Genomic DNA, 21,771 nt, shown 5'->3' with positions numbered 1-21,771 from the left:
GGGACCGGCAAGACCGAAACGGCGCTGGCGCTGGCGGACGCGCTGTACGGCGGGGAGAGGTCGCTCATCACCATCAACCTGTCGGAGTACCAGGAGCCGCACACGGTGAGCCAGCTGAAGGGCTCCCCGCCGGGGTACGTGGGCTACGGCCAGGGCGGGGTGCTCACCGAGGCGGTGCGCAAGCGTCCGTACAGCATCGTGCTGCTGGACGAGGTGGAGAAGGCGCACCGGGACGTGATGAACCTGTTCTACCAGGTGTTTGACCGGGGCTTCATGCGCGACGGCGAGGGGCGGGAGATTGACTTCAGGAACACGGTCATCCTGATGACCGCCAACCTCGGCAGCGACGCGATAATGGACCTGCTCAGCGAACGGCCCGACGCCGCGGACGGCGAGCTGCAGGCGCTGCTGAGGCCCGTCCTGCGCCACCACTTCCAGCCGGCGCTGCTGGCGCGGTTCCAGACCGTAATCTACCGGCCGCTGAATGAGGCGGCGATGCGCGCCATCGTGGAGATGAAGCTTGCGCAGGTCAGCCAGCGGCTGCGCCGCCACTACGGGCTGACGACGGATATCGACGCGGGGCTGTACGACACCCTGACGGCGGCCTGCCTGCTGCCGGACACCGGAGCGCGCAACATCGACAGCCTGCTCAGTCAGCAGATACTGCCGGCGCTGAGCCGGCAGCTGCTGGCGCACATGGCGGCGGGGCAGAAGCCGAAGGCGCTGACCCTGGGCTGGAGCGAGGAAGAGGGAATTATTATTGAGCTGAATAATTAATGTCTATGAAATGTATTTTTTATTACCACTTATATAAATTAACTAAGGAATTATATGCGTATTTTAAAACTCTCTTCAATTGCTTTTCTTTCAGTATGTTCATTGAACGCGCAGGCCGGGTTGTTTAGCTCTGCAGATGACTTTAAATGTGGCAGGGACGATGCTATCAGTGCTGTACGTCAATATATCAAGGATGCCACTGGCGGGCGTTTGCAAAGTGCATCACTTACAGGGGCTGACTTTTTGTATAACAAGCCATTGAAAACTTATCTGGATAAAGAAAATTCTATTGAAATTTCACTGGCTGAGGTTTCAACTGTCGAAAATACATCTGCGACACAAATGCAATGTAAAGCAAAGTTATCGATTCAACTGCCGACAGAAACTCTTGATGTTGTCAGGGAGGTTCCAAACGAAATCTATTCAATTACGTCTGACGCAGCAACTCTTCATAATAACGCTATTGTATGGAAAGATTATACTTATAATATTAAGCTGGCTGATAATAAAAAAGATATATCTGTGTCTGATGCCATGAGAGATCAGGCATCTAATTATCTCTATAAGATCGTGGTGATGTCGGTGAATAAGTCTGAAATAATCATGGAAAATAGCACCAAGAAGGTGGAAATGGCTCTTTCTGAATACAGAGAGGAGAATGCTGTGTTAAATAATTTATGGAAGTCAATGCCAGATTCTGTAAGAGCGTCCATGAAGGCATCTCAGAATGCATGGATAAAAGAGAAAGCGATAAAATGTGGGAAAATTAGTGATGCTACGTCGGAAATAATACCGGTTAAGCAAAGAGTTGAAACTCTAAAATGTCAGACTCAAATGACACGTGAGAGAATTTCATTTCTTGGTGGCGATAATCAATAAGATTTAATTTTGTCTGGAAGGACCATTGAAATGGGTGATTCGATTTATAATCAGGCACAAAGTATAGGCATACAATTATCCGGTCAGTCCCGCTACCGTATGGAGGTCCACGACTGCCCACACTACCTGGACGTGCTGCGCTTTGACGCTCGCGAGTCCCTCAGCCAGCCCTGGCAGTATGACGTTGAGGTAACCTGCCCGGCGGCGGATATCGACTGCCGGGCCCTGCTCAATAAACCTGGGTCTTTCACCTTTCAGACGCCGCTGTTCACCGGGGTGCCCGCCGTACCGCTGCGTACGGTGTACGGCATGGTGGCGTCTTTTCGCCGCCTCTCTACCTCGCGGGATGAGACCCGCTACGCCCTGCGCCTGGTACCGCGCATTGCGCTGTTGGCCCACACCCGCAGCAGCGAAATTTACCTGAACCAGTCGGTCACCGAGGTGGTGGAGAAGGTATTGCGCAGGCATGGCCTCGAGGGGCCGGACTTCGAATTTCGTCTCTCCCGCGAGTACCCGGACCGGGAGCTGATCACCCAGTGGCGGGAGACGGATTTGCAGTTCATTCAGCGCCTGCTGGCGGAGGTGGGCATTTTCTGGCGCTTTGAGATGGACAACCGTCTTGAGCACGACGTGATTATTTTCCAGGATTCGCAGGCGCAGTATCAGTTCGGGACGACGCTGCCGCTGCGCAATCCCTCCGGAACCAGCGACAGCGGCCAGGAAAGCCTCTGGGGAATACGGACAGATTACCGGGTAGTGACACAGAGCGTCGCCACCCGCGACTACAACTACCGCCAGGCCCTGATGCCTCAGGACAGCACGGAGAGCCTTCCGGGCCCGGAAGGGATTACCATCGGCGAGGTTTACCACTACGGTGAGCCATTCCTCACCGCCGGTGCCGCTGACGATACGGAGTCCGGGGCCTTCTTTGCCCGCCTGCGCCACGAGCGGCTGCTGAACGGCCAGTTGACGGTACGCGGCCGGTCCTCCCTGCCTACGCTGGTGCCTGGACAGGTGCTGGAGACGGACACTGCCCTGCCGGACGGCATACGGGACGGTATCGTCATCACAGGCATTCGCAGCGGCGGCTCGCGCAAAAGCGGCTTTCATCTTGCTCTGGAGGGCATTCCCTACAGCGAAACCCTCTGTTACCGTCCGGCCCTGCTGAACCGCCCGGTCATCAGCGGCACCCTGCCCGCCCGGGTTGAGAGTACGCAGAAAGGCGACACCTACGCCTGGCTGGACGAACACGGCCGCTACCGGGTGCGGCTGGACTTTGACCGTACCGGTACGGAGCAGGGCTACGGCTACCTGTGGCTGCGGCTGGCGAAGCCCTACGCCGGAGATACCTACGGCTGGCACGCCCCGCTGCTTGACGGCACGGAGGTGTCGGTGGCCTTTGACGCTGGCGACCCGGACCGGCCCTATATCGCTCATGCGCAGCACGACTCTGAACATCCCGACCACGTTACCCGTGATAACCACACCCGCAACGTGCTGCGCACGCCCGCCAATAACAAGCTCAGGCTGGAGGATAAGCGCCAGGAGGAGCATATCAAGCTCGCTACAGAGTACGGTAAAAGCCAGCTCAATATGGGGCACCTGGTTAATGCGCAGCGGGAGCAGCGCGGCGCCGGCTTTGAGCTGCGTACCGACGAGTGGGGCGCCGTACGGGCGGCGAAGGGAATTTTCCTGACCGCCGACCAGCAGCCGAAGGCGCAGGGTCTGGTGCTGGAGATGGACCCGGCGGTGGGTCTGATTAATCAGGCTAACAGCCAGATGCAGGCCTTGGACGGAGCGGCGGAGGCTGCCGGGGCGCTGGTGTCGGATATTGGCACTCAGCTCAACCTCATCAGTGACCGGCTGAAAAATCTGCAGTCGGCGGTGATACTGGGCAGTGCCCCGCAGGGTGTGGCCTTCACCTCCGGAGAGCATCTCCAGCTCAGCAGTACCGAAAACACGATGATTAACGCCGGGCAGCATCTTGACGTGGGGGCGATGAAGAATCTGTCGGTGGCGGTGGAGAAGGCGATGGGGCTGTTTGTGCATAAAGAAGGGGCTAAACTGGTCGCCAACCAGGGGGACATTGAAATCCAGGCTCAGCACAACACGATGGCCCTGTTTGCGAAGCAGCAGATTACGGTGACCAGCAGCGAGGATGAAATCATCATCAGTACGCCGGAAACTCTGACGCTGAATGGTGGCGGGTCTTACTTGAGGCTGAATAAGAACGGTATTGAGCATGGTTCATCAGGTGAGTTCATTGTGAAGGCGTCTGACTATCTGGTACCTGGTTCGGGTGCAAATCTCCCCAACGAAGCGCCAAATTTCAGCATGACGGATATCACGCAGGAAAATAAAATCAGCAGTAAGTCTTTTAATGACTAAGGGTTGATGATGAAGCCATTAATTACTCATGTGCGTAATGTATTTTTGTTTTCATTTTTGCTTTGTTTATCGAATTTCACACTGGCGTCCGGGCAAACAAGTTCAGAAAGCATCGTGTGCGATTTTTATAAGTCATATTTGAGCGGGGATTCATCAGTTAAAGTTTTTTTGTGATGATTCAGAAGCTAAAGTTGAACTTAGCGTTTTGCTGAAAATGATTGATAGCAATTGGAAGCTAACTAACGTAATGGAGCAATGAAAACGTGGTTTCTTTGTAAAGTTCTTATGCCGATTACCCATAAAACACCAATGTGTTTATGAAGAGGTTTTTATGTTGAAAAGAATCATTTTTGCTTGCTGCGTTTTCTGCATGTCTGATATGGCATTAGCTTCAGCGAATAACAGTTTAACACCTACGCAAGTTGTCGCGGCATTTTATCATGATTACCTGGTTGCCTCTGAGTTGCCTGATGTGAAATTAGCTGATGAACAAACCCAAAAAGCCATTTTTGAATATACAACAGAAAATCTGAGAACGTTGCGGGATAATGATGAATCGGGTGCGGATTATTTTGTAGATGCCCAGGATATATGTGAAGAATGGAAAGACAGCATTAATGTGGAAACCGTTTCAGAGAATGATTATATCGCGCAGGTGAATCTAAGGTTAGGATATGGTAAGGGTGTGTCCTTATATGCCATTAACCTGGCTAAAGAAAAAGGTGAGTGGTTAATGGATTCTGTTAAGCCAATATCTAAAAGCAGTATTTATTGCCCTCGACAAGCAGAGGGGGAAGAATAAATGCTGGACATAAAATCTGCAATTAGTGTTTTGAACGATCAGGCTCTGGCCAGGGCAAGAGTTAATGCTGAAAATTTCAAAAATGGTATAGATAAAAAACTTAAATATGGAGAGTCAAAATGTGCCCGTTATGTTAAAAAATCATTGATTGCTGGCGGGGCATCGGTAAAAAACTCAGGAATTGAATCAGCAAAAAATTATGGTCCATGGCTGCTTGAAAATAACTTTAAAGTAGTGGATAACGCCACAATAATACGTAGTGGAGGTGTATTCACAATTTCGGGTCAGCAAGGGGGGGATGTTGTTGTAATCCAGGCAGCACCACATCATGTGCATGGTCATATGGCAATGTTTAATGGTATGCACTGGGTGTCTGATTTTGTCCAGGAAAGGGGATTCTATCCTGCTCAGGTGTATCGTGACAATAATATAGCCTACAAACTGTACCGTTATTCAGACAACAATAGTGCAACCAAAAGCTCTCCTGAAACCTCAAAAGGGAAGATCAACATTGTCTGGCCGATACCCTCTAATAACCGTGGAACGGAATTTAGTAACCTGGAAGATATCCTCGCCCATTTGGCGGGGGAGTCAACTGGACAGTACGCGATTGGCCGTAGCGGAATGTGGCATGGCGGGATACATATCACACATGCAACGACCCCTTGGTGTGCTCTCAGTGGCAAAGCGCCTCTGGAGGCATTCGATTTCCCGGTTGCTTTTAAAGGCGAGCAGGCTATACGTTGCATGGCAGATGGGGAGGTCGTTGCTTATCGTGTCTGTAAGGATTATTTGACGCTTGCATGGGAATCCGGTCCACTGAGTTTTTCGGGGTCATTTGTCCTGATAAAACACTATATTCAACCCGGTGAGAAAGCGTCCAGCGGACTGCATTTTTATACCCTGTATATGCATCTTGCACCATATTTAGCTTATGAGGCCGATGCAGAAAATCAGTGGGTCATTCAGGATACACTAAGAGCATATTCTGAAATGGACTGGCTGACGGCAAAACTTACTTCAGAAAAAACTTCTCCACAAATTGCCGGGCACATGCCTAAAGGGGCAAGAGTGGAGTGGAACCAGGCAGACAGCAATCTTAATTCAACAGGAAATAACAAGCGAAAATATGGTCTTGTAACGCTTAAAGGTTTACCAGAAGATACCAGCAGTACTCTCACATTAGGGCAGCGCTATTGGGTTGTTGTGGATAACAACAATATTAAGTCAGCACCGGGGGCCGGTCCAGGCTGGTGGCGACATTTGCTTCCTCCCGCAAAGGAAGTCATAGTATTTGATAAAACGGTAAGCCTCAGTTCACCGTTTGCTATTAAGGCCGGTGATGCTGTTGGACACATGGGCTACTATCAGGCACCGAAGGATGGGGGATATGAGGCGAGATATCAGGTGCATATTGAATGTACCAGCATGGATGAGAATCTGGAAAAATTTCTGACCAACCCGGAAAAAGTGGGGGAGAAAAATCCAATCTGGCTGAAGTATTATCCTGGCCTTGCTCTGTACACAAAAGATGTCGCGAAAGGCACCTTCTCAAAGGGTGGGACGTCGACCGCGCGGACAGGCATTTTACCGCTGATTAAGGTCACTACTGAAACTGATAAAGCAACAAAACAGGAATACTGGCAACTGCGGCCAGAAAATGCCTACGTGCCCAAAGGTCAGGCGGAGCCTCAGCTCTTGTCACAATATGATCTGGCAAAGCTGGGTTTCAGGACAGAAACCGCAGAGCCTGTCAGCTTTGATTACCTGGATGGAAAAAACCAGCCTGTTGGATTCTTCCGAAGCCTTATCAACTCCCTCTACGAGGCTGCGACGGGTGATACGCGAACCAGTCATGCCCTGGTGAAGTATAATTATCAGCGACTGCTGGATAAAATTGACAGTGGAAGCGATCGTTACTCTCCAATGGAATACTGGAGAGCGCTTCATAATCCTGACTATCGTGACGTCATCCAGAAAACAATCGTAAAGCATCCCAGTGACTGGTACTTCAAAAAAGACGATGCTATATGGCAACCGTTCCTGAATGCGCTTAAGAGAGATGCTCCGGAATGGAAGAAATACAGCGAAGATTTTCTTGATAAGATGGTATGGATGCGGGATGTAACAACCGAGAAGCTAGGGCCTTCATTGTGGCATATGCATCCAATAATGTTTCTTGGAATGATGAAGCGTAGTGGTCGTTTTTCGTACAAATACTCAAACTATAACATCACTACAGAAGATGCCTTAGATATACAAATTAAGCTTGGCAATAATGGTGGTCCAACTATGCAAAAGGGACGAGGATTCCCAAGGATCACAAAAGAAGAAACCCGCCCTTATTTTGACCCAGTAAAACATATGTCTGAACCAGATATCTTCCAGTATTTAGACATATCTATGCAAGTCAATGTCTCAGACATTCAAATGAGTAACTATCTAAAAACAAAAGGGATTTTAAAAGGGCATGAGAAAACATTTCTCAATGCAGCCGAGTCCTATGGTGTTAATGCAATATATCTTGCTGTACATGCTTCACTGGAGACTGGCAATGGGACAAGCCCCCTTGGAACCGGAATTATGGTTGATGGTGTGAAAGTTTATAATATGTACGGAATCGGTGCCTTAGATGGTAATGCTGTGGTAACAGGCTCTAAGATGGCAAAAAAAATGGGTTGGACGACTCCAGAAAAAGCGATTGATGGGGGGGCTGCATGGATTGCAAACCATTACATTAAGGCTAGGCAAAACACTCTTTATAAAATGAGGTGGAACCCTGAAAAACCAGGTACACACCAATATGCAACAGCAGCAAATTGGGCACTTGCACAATCAAAATCATTGAAACGGGAATGTGATTTATTTCCTGATGTGACACTACCACTAGATATTCCAGTTTATAAAAAGTGAGGGACGGATGAAATTCACATCATTAAAATCAATTTTATTCATAATTTTATTTACCCCACTCATCGTGACAGGTAGTGTTCCCACTTGTGAACAACTTCAAGAGGTTGTTACAAATGAGACCTTGAATGGACAGAGCAACATACCCGCTCACCCATTTGTAGTCGCAGTTAATAACAAAGTATATTTCCATACTGCTCCTGATTCATCGTGCATACAGCATGATAAATTTGTAATTGCTGGAGATTATCTATATGCATATAAAATTCATGAAGGTTTTACCTATGTGAATTACTTCACGGTAAAAGGTAATGAAGTAAAGGGATGGGTAAATAGTTCCGAATTAGAAGAATTAAACCCAATAATAGCATCGCCGAAAAAAAATAATATTAACATTTCTGATTTCATAGTTGTAAGCAATGAAGACTGGTTTGGTTTAGGTAATTCATTCTCAAATACTTTATCATTATCAAAGAATCATGAACTGTCTTCAGCATATATTGGTGACTTTCCAAATGACTTTGGGGGATTAGATAAATTTTACTCACATACCTACAAGGATTTTAACGTAATCTCATCAAACGTAAATTACAATGAAAGGCTATGGTCCATTGATGATGCCTATATAATCTCCGATATAACTTTAACTACCCCAAAATACCATACCATTCGCAACATCAAGGTAGGTGACAGAAAAGACGATATTATAAATAAATATATCAATATCAAAGGTTTTGAATCAAATTCAAAAATCATATATAACCTTGGAAAAATGTCTTTAACCTTTAACTTAGAGAATGATGTAATAACATCCATTGAAATATCATCAATCCCAGAATAATAGGGTAGGCAACTAATTGTTTATGTCAATCGATACATACCTGTACCTATTAATGAAGCATCTCAATTTCATCCTGTGCTTATCATTGTTGCTATTTGTAGGTAATTCATTCGATCAAATACCTGTACACCTGATCTTACCCACTAATAGTGGACACGTGACTAAGTGAGTAAACTCTCAGACAGAGGTGACTCACATGACTCAATCAGCAACCGTAAGTAAGAAGCCACGAAAACAGTATTCACCTGAATACCGCAGCGAAGCCCTGAAGCTTACTGAGCGAATCGGCGTTGCTGCTGCCCGCGAACTCAGCATTTATGAGTCTCAACTTTATGCCTGGCGCAGCAGGCTGAGGAGCTGGCTATTCTCCAAAAGGCCGCGACATACTTCGCGAAGCGCCTGAAATGAAGTATGTCTTCATCGAAAAACATCAGGCTGAGTTCAGCATCAAAGCCATGTGCCGGTTACTGTGCGTGTCCCGCAGCGGCTGGTATGCCTGGCGTAACCGTCGCGCGAAGTTGAGCCCGCGTCAGCAATTTCGCCAGCAGTGCGATGTGGCAGTCAGTCAGGCCTTTCATCAGGCAAAACAGCCACGCATTACTGATGAGCTGCGCGAAAAGGGGCTGGCGTACAACATCAAAACGGTGGCAGCCAGCTTGAAACGACAGGGACTGAGGGCCTGAGCCGAACGGAAGTTCAGTCCGGTGAGCTATAAGCCTCATAATCTGCCGGTATTCGATAATCTGCTGAAGCAGGATTTCACCGCCAGCGCACCAAATCAGAAGTGGGGGCAGGACATCACCTATATTCGCACCGACAAGGACTGTCTGTATCTTACCGTGGTGATTGACCTGTGGTCCTGAATACATTTTACGATGGAATGGTGAGGAATATGAGGCCGAATAATCAATTCAGAGCATGATCTTTATAATACACTGGATCTAAAATATAATATTCTTATCTTTGGATGTCAATTTAACGTTGAGATTATTAAGTGCGGGCTTCAATAAAGTTAAAGTGTTTTTAGAATGTCATTTGATATAAGGACAGCGTGAGTCGAATTTTTTGACACAGTATGATTTTGTCGGGTTTGGGCTCAAGGCTGAAACCACGAGCCTGCCAACTGTGCTCAATATTGAGGTTAATATGCGAAAATATGTGTCATTAATAATTGCTTTTTTACCTATGTATAGTATGGCAAATAGTCCCGATTTTCCCGTGGTAAATTCAACAAAGAATGGTGATCAATGTGAAATATCTTTTAATGGTAAAGTTATTTCAAAGCATGGTTGTAAGTATGAAACCTCTTCCTATTTGACATCTTACTCTCTTCTGACTGACACCTGGACGGGAGTCTGGATTTTTCAGGATTCTGTTATGGGGAATGCTTGCGAGGCCGGTGCAATCAGAGTTATCTCTATGGATTTAGAAAATAAAATACAAGCACACAATCCGATAGACTATTGTATGGGAGAAGTAGTGGTTAACAACGATAGAGATAAAGTTAAAATTGATATTCGAGATATCAATGACCCCAAAAAAATTGAGGTATGGATATTTAAAGGCAACAAATTAACGAAGCAGAAATAACCTCAATGGTTATAGCTGCCGATTGAAAACTATTATTAATGAAATTATAAAACTGTTTTGTGATCCATTTTATAGACTCATCTGGAGTGGTTTTAAGTATGAACTTGATAAAAAAATTAATACTGTTTCTGATAGTATCTCCTCTTTCTTCTTATGCTGCATTACAGAACTATTCCACAATCGAATCTGAATGTAGAAAGGAAAATGACGAAATAAACAACTCTGTCGTTATGGGGTGCGCCGAACTGGCATCCTCAGCTGCCAAAAAGGATATGAATATAACTTATCAGAAAATATTTAAAATCATAGAATCACGAGACCTTCCTGAGGTAGCTAAGAGTTTTGAATTAGCGCAAAAAAGCTGGCTTGCATTACGTGAGAACTGGTGTGATGTTCAGGGGTTTATAATCGGCACGCCCATGTACAGCGTATGCCGAATGGATATGAATATTTCAAGAGTGAATGAGCTAAATGATTTTCTTGAACAGATTCAGGAATAATAAATCAGGTGGATGGTTACTTTAATCTAATGATAATTATTAAATGATAGAGGTATTTATTAATGTTTCAAATTATCCGCAAAGGCGATAGAACCACCCACGGTGGTTCAGTACTGACCGCTTCTGAAACGATGAAGTTCGGCGGTATCGGCGTTGCCCGCAAAGGCGACAAAGTGTCCTGTCCGGTTTCGGGGCATGGCCCGACAACCATCGTAGAAGGTAATCCTGATTACCTCGATCATGGTATTCCGGTTGCATTTCACGGCCATAAATGCGCCTGTGGCTGCACGTTGATCAGTTCATTTGCCGCAGCAAAGGTTGCCTGATTATGCCTGTCTGGCTGGATGCCATTCCGGAAAAGGCGCCTAAGACAGCGCGTCCCGGCACCCGTCGCTGGTTGCTTTTCCTGGCATTTGTCATGCTGGGGGGCACTGCACTCACGATAGGATGCTGGGCGTCAGAACGTACAGGATTTATCTTCTGGTTCACCGCTCTGGGTCTTCCATTTTGCACCTGGGGCCTTCTTTTTAGTTTACGTCGGATTGCCTATAAAGCTGAACAGGTCGGCGCTGAGTCGCGTAATGTCGAACGGGAAGCTCTCATAAACAGTGAAATTCTGCGCGGTCAGCGCTGCGCCTGGATCCTCGGTACGCACATCCAGGCTCCGGCCGGAAATAAACCTGATGACCTGCTGGAGGCAATGAAATTCTCTGCCCCTGCAATCGACTTTTCCTGCCCAAGAGGATGTGACAAACCGGTCAGATACGCGGCATTACCTGAATATCAGACAGATTTAACGAATGCTCTAAACGCGGCTGTGACTAAGCTGACCACGCGTGTAGAGGGGATACTTCAGCCGCTGCCGCCAGCGCTGCCGTGCTGGCTGGTGCTGGACTGTGATAACGACCTGTATCCCCTGATTGACGAGCAGCTTAAGACCGCCCTCTCGCAGAAGACGGGCAGAATATTTCGCCTGATGGCCGGAAAAGGGCTGGGCGCGTTTGATACCTGGCTGGACAAGCGATGGGAGCAGCCGGGCATTCTGGTTGCCATCACGCTGTCGCTACCGGCGTCTCCCCGGGAAGAAGATGCTGATACCGTCTCGATGGTGGTATTGAGCAACCGCAAAGCTCTCGCCTGGCCGGATGCGCTCCTCCTCCATCGCCCGGAAAGAGGAACAGAAACAACGCTCACGAAGACACTCAATCGGGCGCTGCTCTGGGCAAAGACCGGGCCTGATGAACTCAGAGGAAGCTGGATCTCCGGCCCTGCATTGATGTCGGGCGGTGGCTGGAATAATGCCTGCGAGGAGAGCGGGGTGGAATTTAGCCTTTCTGAGGATAATTTCAGTATTGACCCGGTACTGGGATATACGGGCCATGCGGCTCCATGGCTGGCTATTACGCTTGCCAATGCTGAAGTGAAACAACGCGGGCCGCAGGTTATTGCCGCGCAGCCCGCCGCTGACAAAGACGACATATGGGTCGCCATCATCACCAAAGAAGAAGTACGCAAGGAATCGCCTAAGAATGTCTAAGGTAAAAGTTAAAACACTCATCGGCTCTGTTGTGATGGTCGCTTTTTTTCTGACGGTCATCGTGGTATTTCTTCTTTATGCCTTTCCGGAAAAGGTGGCCTCGGCCACCGGCATCGGGCCCTATGGCGGCCAACGCATACTTGCGTTCTGCGCCATACTGGTTGCCGTGATGTTTTTACTCGGCTGGCTGATAGAGAAGTTTTTCGACTTTGCCGGTAAATCCGGGCTGTATTTCCACTGGGGGCAGAAAAAGGCTGAAAGTGTCGCTCCGGCGATGAACGCCATTTCCAGTGAAGAAGATGCCGATAATCCTGACTTCAACGAAGACGCCGTGTCCGAACATCTGCGCTTTCGCTATGGACGTCGCTGGAGGCATAAAGTGCGACTCCTTCTGGTTATGGGCAGTCAGGATGACGTTCACAAAGCGGCCCCGGGCCTGTGTCACGACCTCTGGCAGGAAGGTGACGGCAACGTGCTGATTTATGGCGGTGACGCACAGTCACTCCCGGATGAGATCTTCCTTTCAAAGCTGAAACGCCTGCGTTCCTGGCGCCCGGCTGATGCCATCGTCCAGGTGATGAATACTTCAACCTTCCCGACGGATAGCGAACGGGATGCCTTTTTACGCTGTCGTCAGAAAGCAGACCACCTGCTTGGCTGGCAGGCTCCCGTCTGGCTGTGGCTGACTGATAAAGCAACGGGGGCTCACCCGGATGCGGAAATGGCTCCGGCAGGTATTACTTTCGGGTCGGAAGGCACTGTAAAAGAGGCGGGTGAAGCGTTTTCTGCACTGGCGCAACGCCTGCAAAAAGCCGGTATGGCACAGATACTGAATAATACTGCATATGACGGTCTGCTCCAGCTGTCATGGCGTCTGCGCCACGAACTGAAGGCCAGTCTGACCGTGTTGCTTAGCGGACTGATGCAGGGATCTGCGGCCTTGCGTTTACGTGGCGTCATGTTCAGTCCGGAACTGGCCGTTGCCGGTTCGGTACCGAACGCGCGTCCCGACGCACCGACGTGGAAAGCTGTCATTGATGACTGTAATGTCGTCAGAGGCAGGGTGCTGGGCTTCAACTGGCTGAAGGTGCTGAGGCTAATCCTGCTTTCCCTGATTATCTTATGGGGGGCAGGTACCCTGCTGTCCCTCATCGTTAATCGTGGACAGATTTATCAGGCGCAGGAGACGGCCAGGCAGGCAGCGGATACGGCGAAACCACTGGCCGAACGCCTGCATAACCAGCTCATACTCCAGCAATCCATTGCCCGTTTGCAGCATCGTGAGGCGACCGGCGCGCCGTGGTACACCCGTTTTGGTCTTAATCAGGACAGCGATACGCTGGCCGCACTCTGGCCGCTGTATGCGAGAAACAACGCACAGCTGATGAGGGACGCCACCGCAGACCATCTCCGACAGCAGCTGAATGCTTTTGTGCAGCTTCCTCCTGCCAGTGATGCCCGCACCCGGGGTACACAGCATACCTACGGTGCGCTTAAAAGTTATCTGATGCTGGCCCGTCCGGACAAGGCGGATGCGGGCTGGCTGGCCAAAAACGTTCCGGCGGCCTGGCCGAAACGCCAGGATGTGCCCGATGGCATATGGCAGGACATGGCGCCGAAGCTGCTGGGCTTTTATGCACAAAACCTCCCTGCACACCCGGAATGGAAAATTAATCCGGATGCCGAATTAATCAGCACGGTACGTCAGATCCTGCTCAAACAGATTGGCCAGCGTAATGCCGAAGCCGGGCTTTATCAGGAGATGCTCAGGCGTATCGCCAGCAACTGGCCGGACCTGACCCTGTCAGACATGATCGGTGATACGGACGCTTCCGAAGTCTTCAGTTCTGAAGAGGTAGTGCCGGGAATGTTTACCCGTCAGGCCTGGGAGGAGCAGGTTCAGGAGGAAATTGACGAAGTGGTTAACACCCGCCGGGATGAGATTGACTGGGTGCTGACGGATAAAACGCATCAGGCGGACAGCGATATCTCCCCGGAAGCGTTAAAAGCAAGGCTGACAGCGCGCTACTTCACCGATTTTGGTAATGCCTGGCTGGGGATGATGAACAGTATTCAGTGGCGTGAGGCATCGTCGCTTTCTGAGGCGATTGCGCAGCTTAATCTGATTGCCGATGTGCGGCAGTCGCCGCTGGTGGCGCTGATGAACACCCTGGCCTGGCAGGGAAAAACCGGTGAAAAAAAAGAGGCGCTGGCCGATTCGATAGTGGACTCCGCAAAGCAGCTTATTGGCAATAAAAGGCCCAAAAATCGTCCGTTCGTCGAACAGGCTCAGGGGCCGCGCGGGCCGCTGGAAAGCGTCTTTGGTCCGCTGATGGGGCTGATGGCGGGCAAGGACGGGACGGGACAGAACGGCAACCTCAGCTTTCAGTCCTGGCTTGCCCGCGTCACCCAGGTCCGCCTCAAGCTTCAGCAGGTGACCAGCGCGCCCGATCCGCAGGCGATGTCGCAGATGCTGGCGCAGACCGTCTTTCAGGGGAAAGCTATCGATCTGACTGATACCCGCGATTACGGCAGCCTGGTTGCCGCCAGCCTGGGGCAGGAGTGGAACGGTTTCGGACAGGCGCTGTTTGTTCAGCCGCTGGATCTGGCCTGGAGACAGGTGCTTAGCCCGGCGTCCGGAAGCCTCAATGCCCGCTGGCAGTCGGCGATAGTCGAACCGTGGAACAGGGCGTTTGCCGGACGCTATCCGTTTAAAACCGCGGGCGGCGATGCCTCACTCGCGCTGCTGGCGCAGTTCCTGCGCGGCGACTCCGGCCGCATTTCGGCATTTCTGAAAACGAATCTGGGGGGAATACTGCATCAGGACGGTAATCACTGGGTTGTGGATCCGGCCGCCAGTCAGGGGATGACGGTGGATCCTGATTTTCTCCGCGCCATCAATCGGCTTGCCGACATCGCCGATATCGTTTTTTCGCAGGGGGACGCCGGCGTGCACTTCGAACTGATGGCGCGCCCCTCCGGGGACGTGGCGCGCGTGCAGCTGACGCTCGACGAACAGAAGCTGGATTATTTTAATCAGGTAGAGAGCTGGCAGAGTTTTGTCTGGCCGGGCAACACTTACTATCCGGGCGTCACGCTCAGCTGGCGCAATGTGAAGACCGGTATGCAGCTGTATGCAAATAATCAGGGCAACTGGGGCTTTATTCGTCTTCTGGATAAGGCGCAGGTGACCTGGCTGGATGCCAGCCGCGCCCAGCTGGTGTGGACTACGCCGGAAGGAGACCCGCTGAAGTTTATTCTGCGCAGCGAGCTGGGCGAGGGGCCGCTGGCGCTGCTGAAGCTCAAAGGATTCCGCCTGCCGGAGCGGATTTTTGCGGCGGGTACTGTGGCAGAGGATATTGAGTAATGGGGGAGCGGATGATGACGGATAACATCGAACGTAAAAGTTATGTAATGCGGGGGTACGTTCTCCGGATAATGAAATGGCTGGTTGCCGGTTTTTTAATGCCCGCGTTTCCATTATTCACCCTGGCAGGCAGCCTTCAGGTGTCATCGTCGGTACCCGGGTTACATATCGCCGTACTCGATAAATAACCCTCTGCGCCTGAACATATCTCAGCCGATAATGATTCTTCATTTTGCGAGGGGGAGCCACCGCAAACCGTTGCCGGAGAATACGTGGCCGGAAAAGGATGGCGGGTTATCAATGAAATTCAGCAGGGGGACGTTATTATCGTCGGATTCTTTAGCCAGGGGGTGGATGGAACCAGCGGCTCCTGCTTTATAAAAAATGGCAACGTTGCGATCTTTGATAAAGGAAAGTTAAGCGCGCTGATTTATGGCGATGAAATTAAAGATGACGGTTATTCAATGACGGGAGCTGTTTCAAAAACAAATCTGAAAAATACGTTCCGGCTGCGTGAATTTCTCCCGGGATTTTGTAGTTTCAATTACGTCCGTGACGGTGGCGCGACGCTAAATGTGGTCACAGTGGGAGATGACGCCATGGTGACGGATTATGGGGCTGAATGCCCGGAGGGATAAATAGCGCCGCTTTACGTTAAACCCGATACTCCTGCATTCCCATTATACATAAACGGAAATAACAATGAGCTCACCGGAAAGCCTGCTGGCGGCAAGTGCCCGAAGCAGTGAAGAGCAGCAGCGCGCGCGCTCGCGCGCTCGCGCGCGGAGGACGCGCTGTCGCTGTGGAATAACTGGCTACGGCCCGTAGATGGCGGGGAAGAGGCGGGAGGCGATCCTGCCTATGACGATAACTTTCAGCTGATGCGTGAGGAGATTAACAAGCTCTCCGGCACGGATACGGCGCTGCTTTGCCGCCTGGCGGAGGCGCTGCTGTGCACCACGGCCAAAGATATCCGGGTGGTCACCTGGTATACCCTGGCGCGTCTGGGTCAGGATGGCGAGAAGGGGCTGGCGGAAGGGCTACTGCTGCTGATTGCCATGCTCAGACGTTTCGGCCCGGCGTGCCATCCGCGACGGGCCAATGCGCGCCGGGCTGCGGTTGAGTGGCTGAACAGCACCCGGATGCTGGACTCGCTCTCACGCTGGCCGGAGGTGGACAGGAATGACGCCCTGCTGACCGCCGGTGCGCTTTGCCTACTTAGTGAAATGACGACCGACTGGCCTGACGATGAGCGTCCCGCCCTGGACGGACTCTGTTCGGCTCTGGAGATGCGTCTGGCCCGCTCCGGCGGGCCGGACGCGCTGGTGCCGCAGAACAGCACTGCGCCGGAGGCGGGAACAAACCCTGCGTCCGGCGCCTCTCCGCAGCTCTCTGCCGTTAAGTCAGGACGCGACCTGCTCGATCAGGTCCGGCTGCTCTCCCGCTGGCTGGGCGAGCAGCCGCAGGGCTGGCTGGCCTCGCACCGGCTGATAAAAACCGTGCGCTGGGATACGGTGGATCAGATACCTCCCCTGGACAGCAGCGGACGCACCCGCCTGACGCCTCCTAAACCGGAGTATCGTGCCCAGCTCCGGCGCCTCTATATTCAGAAAAGCTGGGCTGAGCTGGCTGAACAGGCCAGCCAGATGTACTGCGAGGGCGTGAACCATTTCTGGCTCGATTTGCAGTGGTATCTCTGGCAGGGGCTCTCCCGTGCCGGACAGCCCCGGGAGAGCTGGTCCGATTCGGTGATCCTCGACTTACGCTTTCTGTTAATGCGCCTGCCGGGGCTGGATCAGCTGTCGTGGAACGACGGCACGCCCTTTGCGGATGAAGTCACCAGGAGCTGGATCGCCGAAAAAATCACCGGGGAGGTGCCGCTGTTTCCGGATGAGGTGGCGGAGAGAACCGATGTACAGAGTGATGATGTACTCCAGCTCGAGGCAGAGGCGATGGCAAAGGGGGACAGCGAAGGGCCGGAAGCGGCGCTGGGCTGGCTCCAGACCCGGCCGGGCAGCGACTCGCCGCGCAGCCGGTGGCTGCTGCGCCTGCTGATGGCCCGGGTGGCGGAGCAGTACGGGCGCAATGAGATGGCCCTGCACCTGCTGGGGGAACTGACGCAGCAGGCACAGCAGATAACGCTCGGCGACTGGGAGCCCGGACTGCTGTTCGAAGTGCAGGCCCGGCGTCTCAGGCTGCTGCGGATGAAGGCGAGCCGCAGCGAAACGGACAGAGTCCGGCTCGCTCCCGAAATGGACGCGCTGCTTGCAGGATTGATTGCCATCGACCCATCCCGGGCGATGGTGCTGTGTAGCTGACATTTTTATCTGATAATACCAGGGTTTACCTGCATGGATGATTTAACACTTCGCTATTACGAAGCCGAAATGCGCTACCTGCGCGAGGCCGGGAAAGAGTTTTCCCGCGCCCACCCGGACAGGGCGGCAATGCTCAACCTCGACAAACCCGGCGCCCGTGACCCCTACGTGGAGCGACTGTTTGAAGGGTTTGCTTTTCTGATGGGGCGTCTGCGCGAAAAGCTGGATGACGACCTGCCGGAGCTGACGGAGGGGCTGGTCAGCCTGCTCTGGCCGCACTATATGCGTACCATTCCCTCCCTGGCCATCGTGGAATTTGCGCCCGACTGGCGCGGGCTGCGTCAGGCCGAACTGCTGGCGGAAGGCTTCTCCGTGCTCTCCCGACCGGTCGGACCGGATAAAACGGCCTGTCAGTACCGCACCACGCGGGACATCAACCTGCAGCCGCTCCGCCTGGCGCAGGCGCACCTGCATACGGAGACCGACGGCCGCTCCGCCATTCGCCTGCGCTTTGAGTGCCCCGATAAGGTTGACTGGAGTAAGGCCGGGCTGGAGAGGGTCGCCATTTATCTCAACGCAGAAAGCCCTGTGGCCTCAGCCCTGCATCTGGCGCTGACTCGTCGCGTGCACGCCACGTATGCCCGACATGCGCAAACCCGCGGCGAGCGGCTGAAGTTTGACGGATGGTGTAAACCGCTGGGATTTGATGATAACGACGGGCTCTGGAAGCGGGCGGATACGGCCTTCAGCGGCTATCAGCTGCTGCTGGAGTATTTCAGCTTCCGGCCAAAGTTCATGTTCGTCGAGCTAAGAGGACTGGAGAACATTGGTCTGACGCCATCGAGTACCTGGTTTGAAGTGGACATCGTGCTGTCTGAAGCCTGGTCACCGGACCTGCCCTTTGAAACCGATAACTTCCGGCTTCACTGTGCGCCGGTGATTAACCTTTTCACCCTTGAGGCCGATCCGCTGACCATCAGGCCGCTGGAAAATGAGTATCTGCTGCGCCCGCTGCGTCTGCAGGACGGGCATACGGAAATCTACAGCGTGGATAATCTGCACGGCGCGGTGAAAAATGGCAAACATCCCTATGTGCCCTTTACCAGCTTTCGCCATCGGGGCGGCATGATGCGCCAGGACGCGCCGGAGCGCTATTACCACACCCGCGTGAAGCGCGGCGCCTCCGGGCTATATGACACCTGGCTGATTCTGGGTGGGGCTGCCTTTGAACTGGACCAGCTGGCGGAGAAGCCGGAGTCGCTCTCCATGCGCATTACCGGCACCAACGGCCAGCTGCCCCGCAAGGCGCTTGAAAGCACCCTGATTGACCGGGTGGTCAAGGCAGGCAAGGTACCGGTCAGGGTGCTGAATCTCTCTGCGCCGACAATGCCCCTGTATCCCCCGGCCAGCGACCGCTTTCACTGGCGGGTGATGAGCCATCTGGGTTCAAACTTCCTCAGCATGATGGACAATCCGGAGGTGCTGCGGGGTACGCTGGCGCTGTATGACTGGACGGACGATGAGATGAATCGCCGCCGTCTGGAGGCGATTGTGGCCGTTAAGCACACCCTTATCCGCCGCTTTGAGCAGGGTTTTATGCTGCGCGGCGTGGACATTGAGGTCACGCTAAACATGGATAACTTCGCCGGGGAGGGGGACGTCAACCTCTTCGGCGAAATGCTGCACCGCTTCTTCGGGCTGTATGCCGACATTCACCTCTTCAACCGGCTCACGCTGGTTCTGCAACCGACGGGGAAACGCCTGAGATGGAAAGAGACTCACAGCCAGCGCGTACCGGGCTGACGCTGCGCCTGAACCGCGACATCTGGCGGGCAAACTTCTATCGCTTCTGTCAACTGCTGGAGCTGGAAAACGCCGGTGCGCCGAAGCTGGGCACTGCCGACCGGCCGGGAGAAGACCCCGTCCGCTTCCGTCCCTGGCTGGGAATGGGGTTTCCGGCCAGTGAACTACGCGCCGTTGAAACGGATGAGGAGCATCCTGAACGTCCGCCGACCGTGCGCACGACCTTTCTCGGCATGTACGGCGTTGACTCGCCGCTGCCGGGCAGCTACCTGGATGACATTGCGCAGCGTCGCGAGGGGTATGAAGCCGTTACGTCGTTTCTCGATATCTTCAGCCACCGTATCACCACCCAGTATTACCGCATCTGGCGCAAATATGCCTATCCGGCTACCTTTGAGCCGGGCGGGTCGGACGCCACCTCGCAGTGTCTGCTGGGGCTGGTGGGGCTGGGGATCCCCGGCACCGCAGAGCACGTTGCCACCCCCGTGTCGCGTTTTCTTGCCCTCCTTGGCACCATGCGGCTGCCCACCCGCAACGCTGAGGGGATCCGGGCGCTGGTCAGCCTGCTGGCACCGGACACCCGGACGACGGTGACGGAGCCGGATCCCGTCCGGATCCCCGTAAATAACCGCAGCGGATTAGGCGCAGAGAATCGGGTCCGGCTCTCTCAGCGTCCGGTGCTGGGTAAAAGCGCCAGAGAAGCCTGCAGCCGGGTCAGGATTGACCTCTACACCACCGATCGGGTCGAGGCGGAAGGCTGGCTACCCGGCGGTGCCCTGCATACGGACTTTCTGGTGCTGATGCGGGTCTATATGGGGTATCGCAGCGATGCCCGGCTGAAGTTGACCGTGCCGGTCAGCCTGCTGCCAGAACCCCGGCTGGGTAGCGCCCGCCGCGTACAGCTGGGGCGCACCGGCCTGCTGGGGCTGAAGAACGGCAAACTGCGCAACAACCGCCAGAGCCTGACGGTCAGCCTGGGCTATTACGCCGGGCTGGAGGAGCGGTCCCGCCCGGCCGCGCAGGATGGCCACTACCGGTTTGAATAACGCGTCTCTCTCTTTTCAAAAAAGGAACTTCTGAATGGCAATACTTTCCCGATGGCGGGCGCTGACGCTGGCCGTCTGCTGTCTGCTGGCAGGCTGCGGCCTGTCGCAGACGGTCTCTGACGGCGCGGTCAGCCTGACGAAATCAATTTTTTATAAAAAAATTAAAACGCTGCATCTGGACTTTACGCCCCGGGCGGCGGTGAACGCCGACGGCGACCAGACGCCGCTGGCCACCATGGTGCGCGTCTGGCAGCTGAAGGACAGCAAAAGCGTTGAGGCGGCGGACTATCAGTCCCTGCTGCGCAAGTCTGATGACGTCCTTAAAGAGGACCTGCTGGCCTCAAAAGAGCTGCTGGTGATGCCCGGCGGCAGCGTGTCGCTCAATATGCCGATGGATGAGAGCGCGCAGTTTGTGGCCATCGTCGGCCTGTTTAACCGTCCGGACATGAAGGACAACCGCTGGCGGCTGGTGCTGGGGCGGGAGGAGCTTGACCCGGATAAGCCCCGCGTCATCGAACTGAACGACGGCTGGCTCAGCCTGGTCCCGGTAAAGGAGTAAACAGGTATGGATAATGGATTTGCGGCGCCCGGTGGACAGAGCCGCTACCGGCTCGACATCAACAACTCTTCCGTGGTCCCCGACGTCCTGCGCTTTCGCGGCCGCGACGCCCTGAGCGAGCCCTTCCGCTGGGAGATTGAGTTCACCACCGCGCAGGACAGCATCCCGCCTGAGCAGGTGCTGATGAAGTACGCCACCCTGCAGATGCGCGACGGCCGGGCGGTGCACGGCATCCTCACCGGACTGGAGCGCCTCGCCACCTCTCCCGACCAGACCCGCTGGCGCACCGTGCTCAGCTCGCGCCTCGCCCTGCTGGCGCACACCCGACGGTGCCGCATCTTCCAGCACCTGTCGGTCCCGGAGGTGGTGGAGCAGGTGCTGCGCGACCACGGCTTTGAGGGGCCGGACTTTGAGTTTCGCCTTGAGCGCACCTACCCCGACCGGGAGGTGATAA

The 21,771-nt window shown here is 53.2% G+C and carries 16 protein-coding genes and 2 pseudogenes; all 18 read left to right on the top strand.

Going from position 1 to position 21,771, the window contains the following annotated elements; all coding sequences use genetic code 11:
* Window positions 1–777: AAA family ATPase (locus tag ENGE1_RS24985; protein WP_073971348.1), on the top strand; the 777-nt coding region annotated here is incomplete at its 5' end.
* Window positions 778–831: 54 nt separating this feature from the next.
* Window positions 832–1,656 carry a lysozyme inhibitor LprI family protein gene (locus tag ENGE1_RS24980; RefSeq protein ID WP_048255344.1) on the top strand — a complete coding sequence of 275 codons (825 nt, stop codon included), beginning with the start codon at window positions 832–834 and terminating at the stop codon, window positions 1,654–1,656.
* A gap of 30 nt (window positions 1,657–1,686) precedes the next feature.
* Entirely contained in the window at window positions 1,687–4,044 is a 2,358-nt protein-coding gene (locus tag ENGE1_RS24975; protein WP_048255343.1) for a type VI secretion system Vgr family protein, read from the top strand.
* A 331-nt stretch (window positions 4,045–4,375) separates the two neighbouring features.
* Entirely contained in the window at window positions 4,376–4,846 is a 471-nt protein-coding gene (locus tag ENGE1_RS24970) for a DUF3828 domain-containing protein (protein WP_048255341.1), read from the top strand.
* Entirely contained in the window at window positions 4,847–7,759 is a 2,913-nt protein-coding gene (locus ENGE1_RS24965) for an N-acetylglucosaminidase (RefSeq protein WP_151206532.1), read from the top strand.
* A 7-nt stretch (window positions 7,760–7,766) separates the two neighbouring features.
* Entirely contained in the window at window positions 7,767–8,597 is an 831-nt protein-coding gene (locus tag ENGE1_RS28720) for a hypothetical protein (RefSeq protein WP_146144446.1), read from the top strand.
* A 196-nt stretch (window positions 8,598–8,793) separates the two neighbouring features.
* Window positions 8,794–9,457 (top strand): annotated as a pseudogene (locus tag ENGE1_RS28715) (IS3 family transposase); the annotation flags it as partial.
* Between the two features lie 205 nt (window positions 9,458–9,662).
* Complete coding sequence (locus ENGE1_RS28710) at window positions 9,663–10,187, top strand: hypothetical protein (protein ID WP_151206534.1); 525 nt, start codon at window positions 9,663–9,665, stop codon at window positions 10,185–10,187.
* A gap of 98 nt (window positions 10,188–10,285) precedes the next feature.
* On the top strand, window positions 10,286–10,687 hold the full coding sequence (locus ENGE1_RS24950) for a lysozyme inhibitor LprI family protein (protein ID WP_048255307.1): 402 nt from the start codon (window positions 10,286–10,288) through the stop codon (window positions 10,685–10,687).
* Between the two features lie 62 nt (window positions 10,688–10,749).
* The gene (locus ENGE1_RS27585; protein WP_072051361.1) at window positions 10,750–11,013 is read left to right on the top strand and encodes a PAAR domain-containing protein; all 264 of its coding nucleotides are present in this window, start codon (window positions 10,750–10,752) and stop codon (window positions 11,011–11,013) included.
* 2 nt (window positions 11,014–11,015) lie between these two features.
* On the top strand, window positions 11,016–12,224 hold the full coding sequence (locus tag ENGE1_RS24945; protein ID WP_048255309.1) for a membrane protein: 1,209 nt from the start codon (window positions 11,016–11,018) through the stop codon (window positions 12,222–12,224).
* Window positions 12,217–15,591 carry an ImcF-related family protein gene (locus ENGE1_RS24940; protein WP_048255306.1) on the top strand — a complete coding sequence of 1,125 codons (3,375 nt, stop codon included), beginning with the start codon at window positions 12,217–12,219 and terminating at the stop codon, window positions 15,589–15,591. The genes ENGE1_RS24945 and ENGE1_RS24940 overlap by 8 nt, the downstream gene beginning before the upstream one ends.
* A gap of 272 nt (window positions 15,592–15,863) precedes the next feature.
* The gene (locus ENGE1_RS24930) at window positions 15,864–16,229 is read left to right on the top strand and encodes a hypothetical protein (protein WP_048255303.1); all 366 of its coding nucleotides are present in this window, start codon (window positions 15,864–15,866) and stop codon (window positions 16,227–16,229) included.
* A 64-nt stretch (window positions 16,230–16,293) separates the two neighbouring features.
* A pseudogene (gene tssA / locus ENGE1_RS24925) lies at window positions 16,294–17,909 on the top strand (type VI secretion system protein TssA).
* Window positions 17,910–17,942: 33 nt separating this feature from the next.
* On the top strand, window positions 17,943–19,712 hold the full coding sequence (tssF, locus tag ENGE1_RS24920) for a type VI secretion system baseplate subunit TssF (RefSeq protein ID WP_048255301.1): 1,770 nt from the start codon (window positions 17,943–17,945) through the stop codon (window positions 19,710–19,712).
* Complete coding sequence (gene tssG / locus ENGE1_RS24915) at window positions 19,676–20,758, top strand: type VI secretion system baseplate subunit TssG (RefSeq protein ID WP_048255299.1); 1,083 nt, start codon at window positions 19,676–19,678, stop codon at window positions 20,756–20,758. Before tssF ends, tssG begins: the two co-directional genes overlap by 37 nt.
* A 34-nt stretch (window positions 20,759–20,792) precedes the next feature.
* A complete protein-coding gene (gene tssJ, locus ENGE1_RS24910) occupies window positions 20,793–21,317 on the top strand; it encodes a type VI secretion system lipoprotein TssJ (protein WP_048255295.1) in 525 nt (174 codons plus the stop codon).
* Window positions 21,318–21,323: 6 nt separating this feature from the next.
* The coding region (locus ENGE1_RS24905) for a contractile injection system protein, VgrG/Pvc8 family (protein ID WP_255265529.1) at window positions 21,324–21,771 on the top strand (448 nt) is incomplete at its 3' end.

Source organism: Pluralibacter gergoviae ATCC 33028 = NBRC 105706, from assembly GCF_001598855.1.
GTDB lineage: Bacteria > Pseudomonadota > Gammaproteobacteria > Enterobacterales > Enterobacteriaceae > Pluralibacter > Pluralibacter gergoviae.
The sequence above is the reverse complement of the archived record's forward strand: the minus strand, read 5'-3'. Positions and strand labels throughout refer to the sequence as shown.

Excerpts from the sequence above, each read along its gene's own strand:
- tssG (WP_048255299.1), top strand. The coding sequence starts at position 19,676 with ATGGAAAGAGACTCACAGCCAGCGCGTACCGGGCTGACGCTGCGCCTG.
- tssJ (WP_048255295.1), top strand. The coding sequence starts at position 20,793 with ATGGCAATACTTTCCCGATGGCGGGCGCTGACGCTGGCCGTCTGCTGT.
- ENGE1_RS24965 (WP_151206532.1), top strand. The coding sequence starts at position 4,847 with ATGCTGGACATAAAATCTGCAATTAGTGTTTTGAACGATCAGGCTCTG.
- ENGE1_RS24970 (WP_048255341.1), top strand. The coding sequence starts at position 4,376 with ATGTTGAAAAGAATCATTTTTGCTTGCTGCGTTTTCTGCATGTCTGAT.
- ENGE1_RS24945 (WP_048255309.1), top strand. The coding sequence starts at position 11,016 with ATGCCTGTCTGGCTGGATGCCATTCCGGAAAAGGCGCCTAAGACAGCG.
- ENGE1_RS24950 (WP_048255307.1), top strand. The coding sequence starts at position 10,286 with ATGAACTTGATAAAAAAATTAATACTGTTTCTGATAGTATCTCCTCTT.
- ENGE1_RS28720 (WP_146144446.1), top strand. The coding sequence starts at position 7,767 with ATGAAATTCACATCATTAAAATCAATTTTATTCATAATTTTATTTACC.
- ENGE1_RS24980 (WP_048255344.1), top strand. The coding sequence starts at position 832 with ATGCGTATTTTAAAACTCTCTTCAATTGCTTTTCTTTCAGTATGTTCA.
- ENGE1_RS24940 (WP_048255306.1), top strand. The coding sequence starts at position 12,217 with ATGTCTAAGGTAAAAGTTAAAACACTCATCGGCTCTGTTGTGATGGTC.
- ENGE1_RS24975 (WP_048255343.1), top strand. The coding sequence starts at position 1,687 with ATGGGTGATTCGATTTATAATCAGGCACAAAGTATAGGCATACAATTA.
- tssF (WP_048255301.1), top strand. The coding sequence starts at position 17,943 with ATGGATGATTTAACACTTCGCTATTACGAAGCCGAAATGCGCTACCTG.
- ENGE1_RS27585 (WP_072051361.1), top strand. The coding sequence starts at position 10,750 with ATGTTTCAAATTATCCGCAAAGGCGATAGAACCACCCACGGTGGTTCA.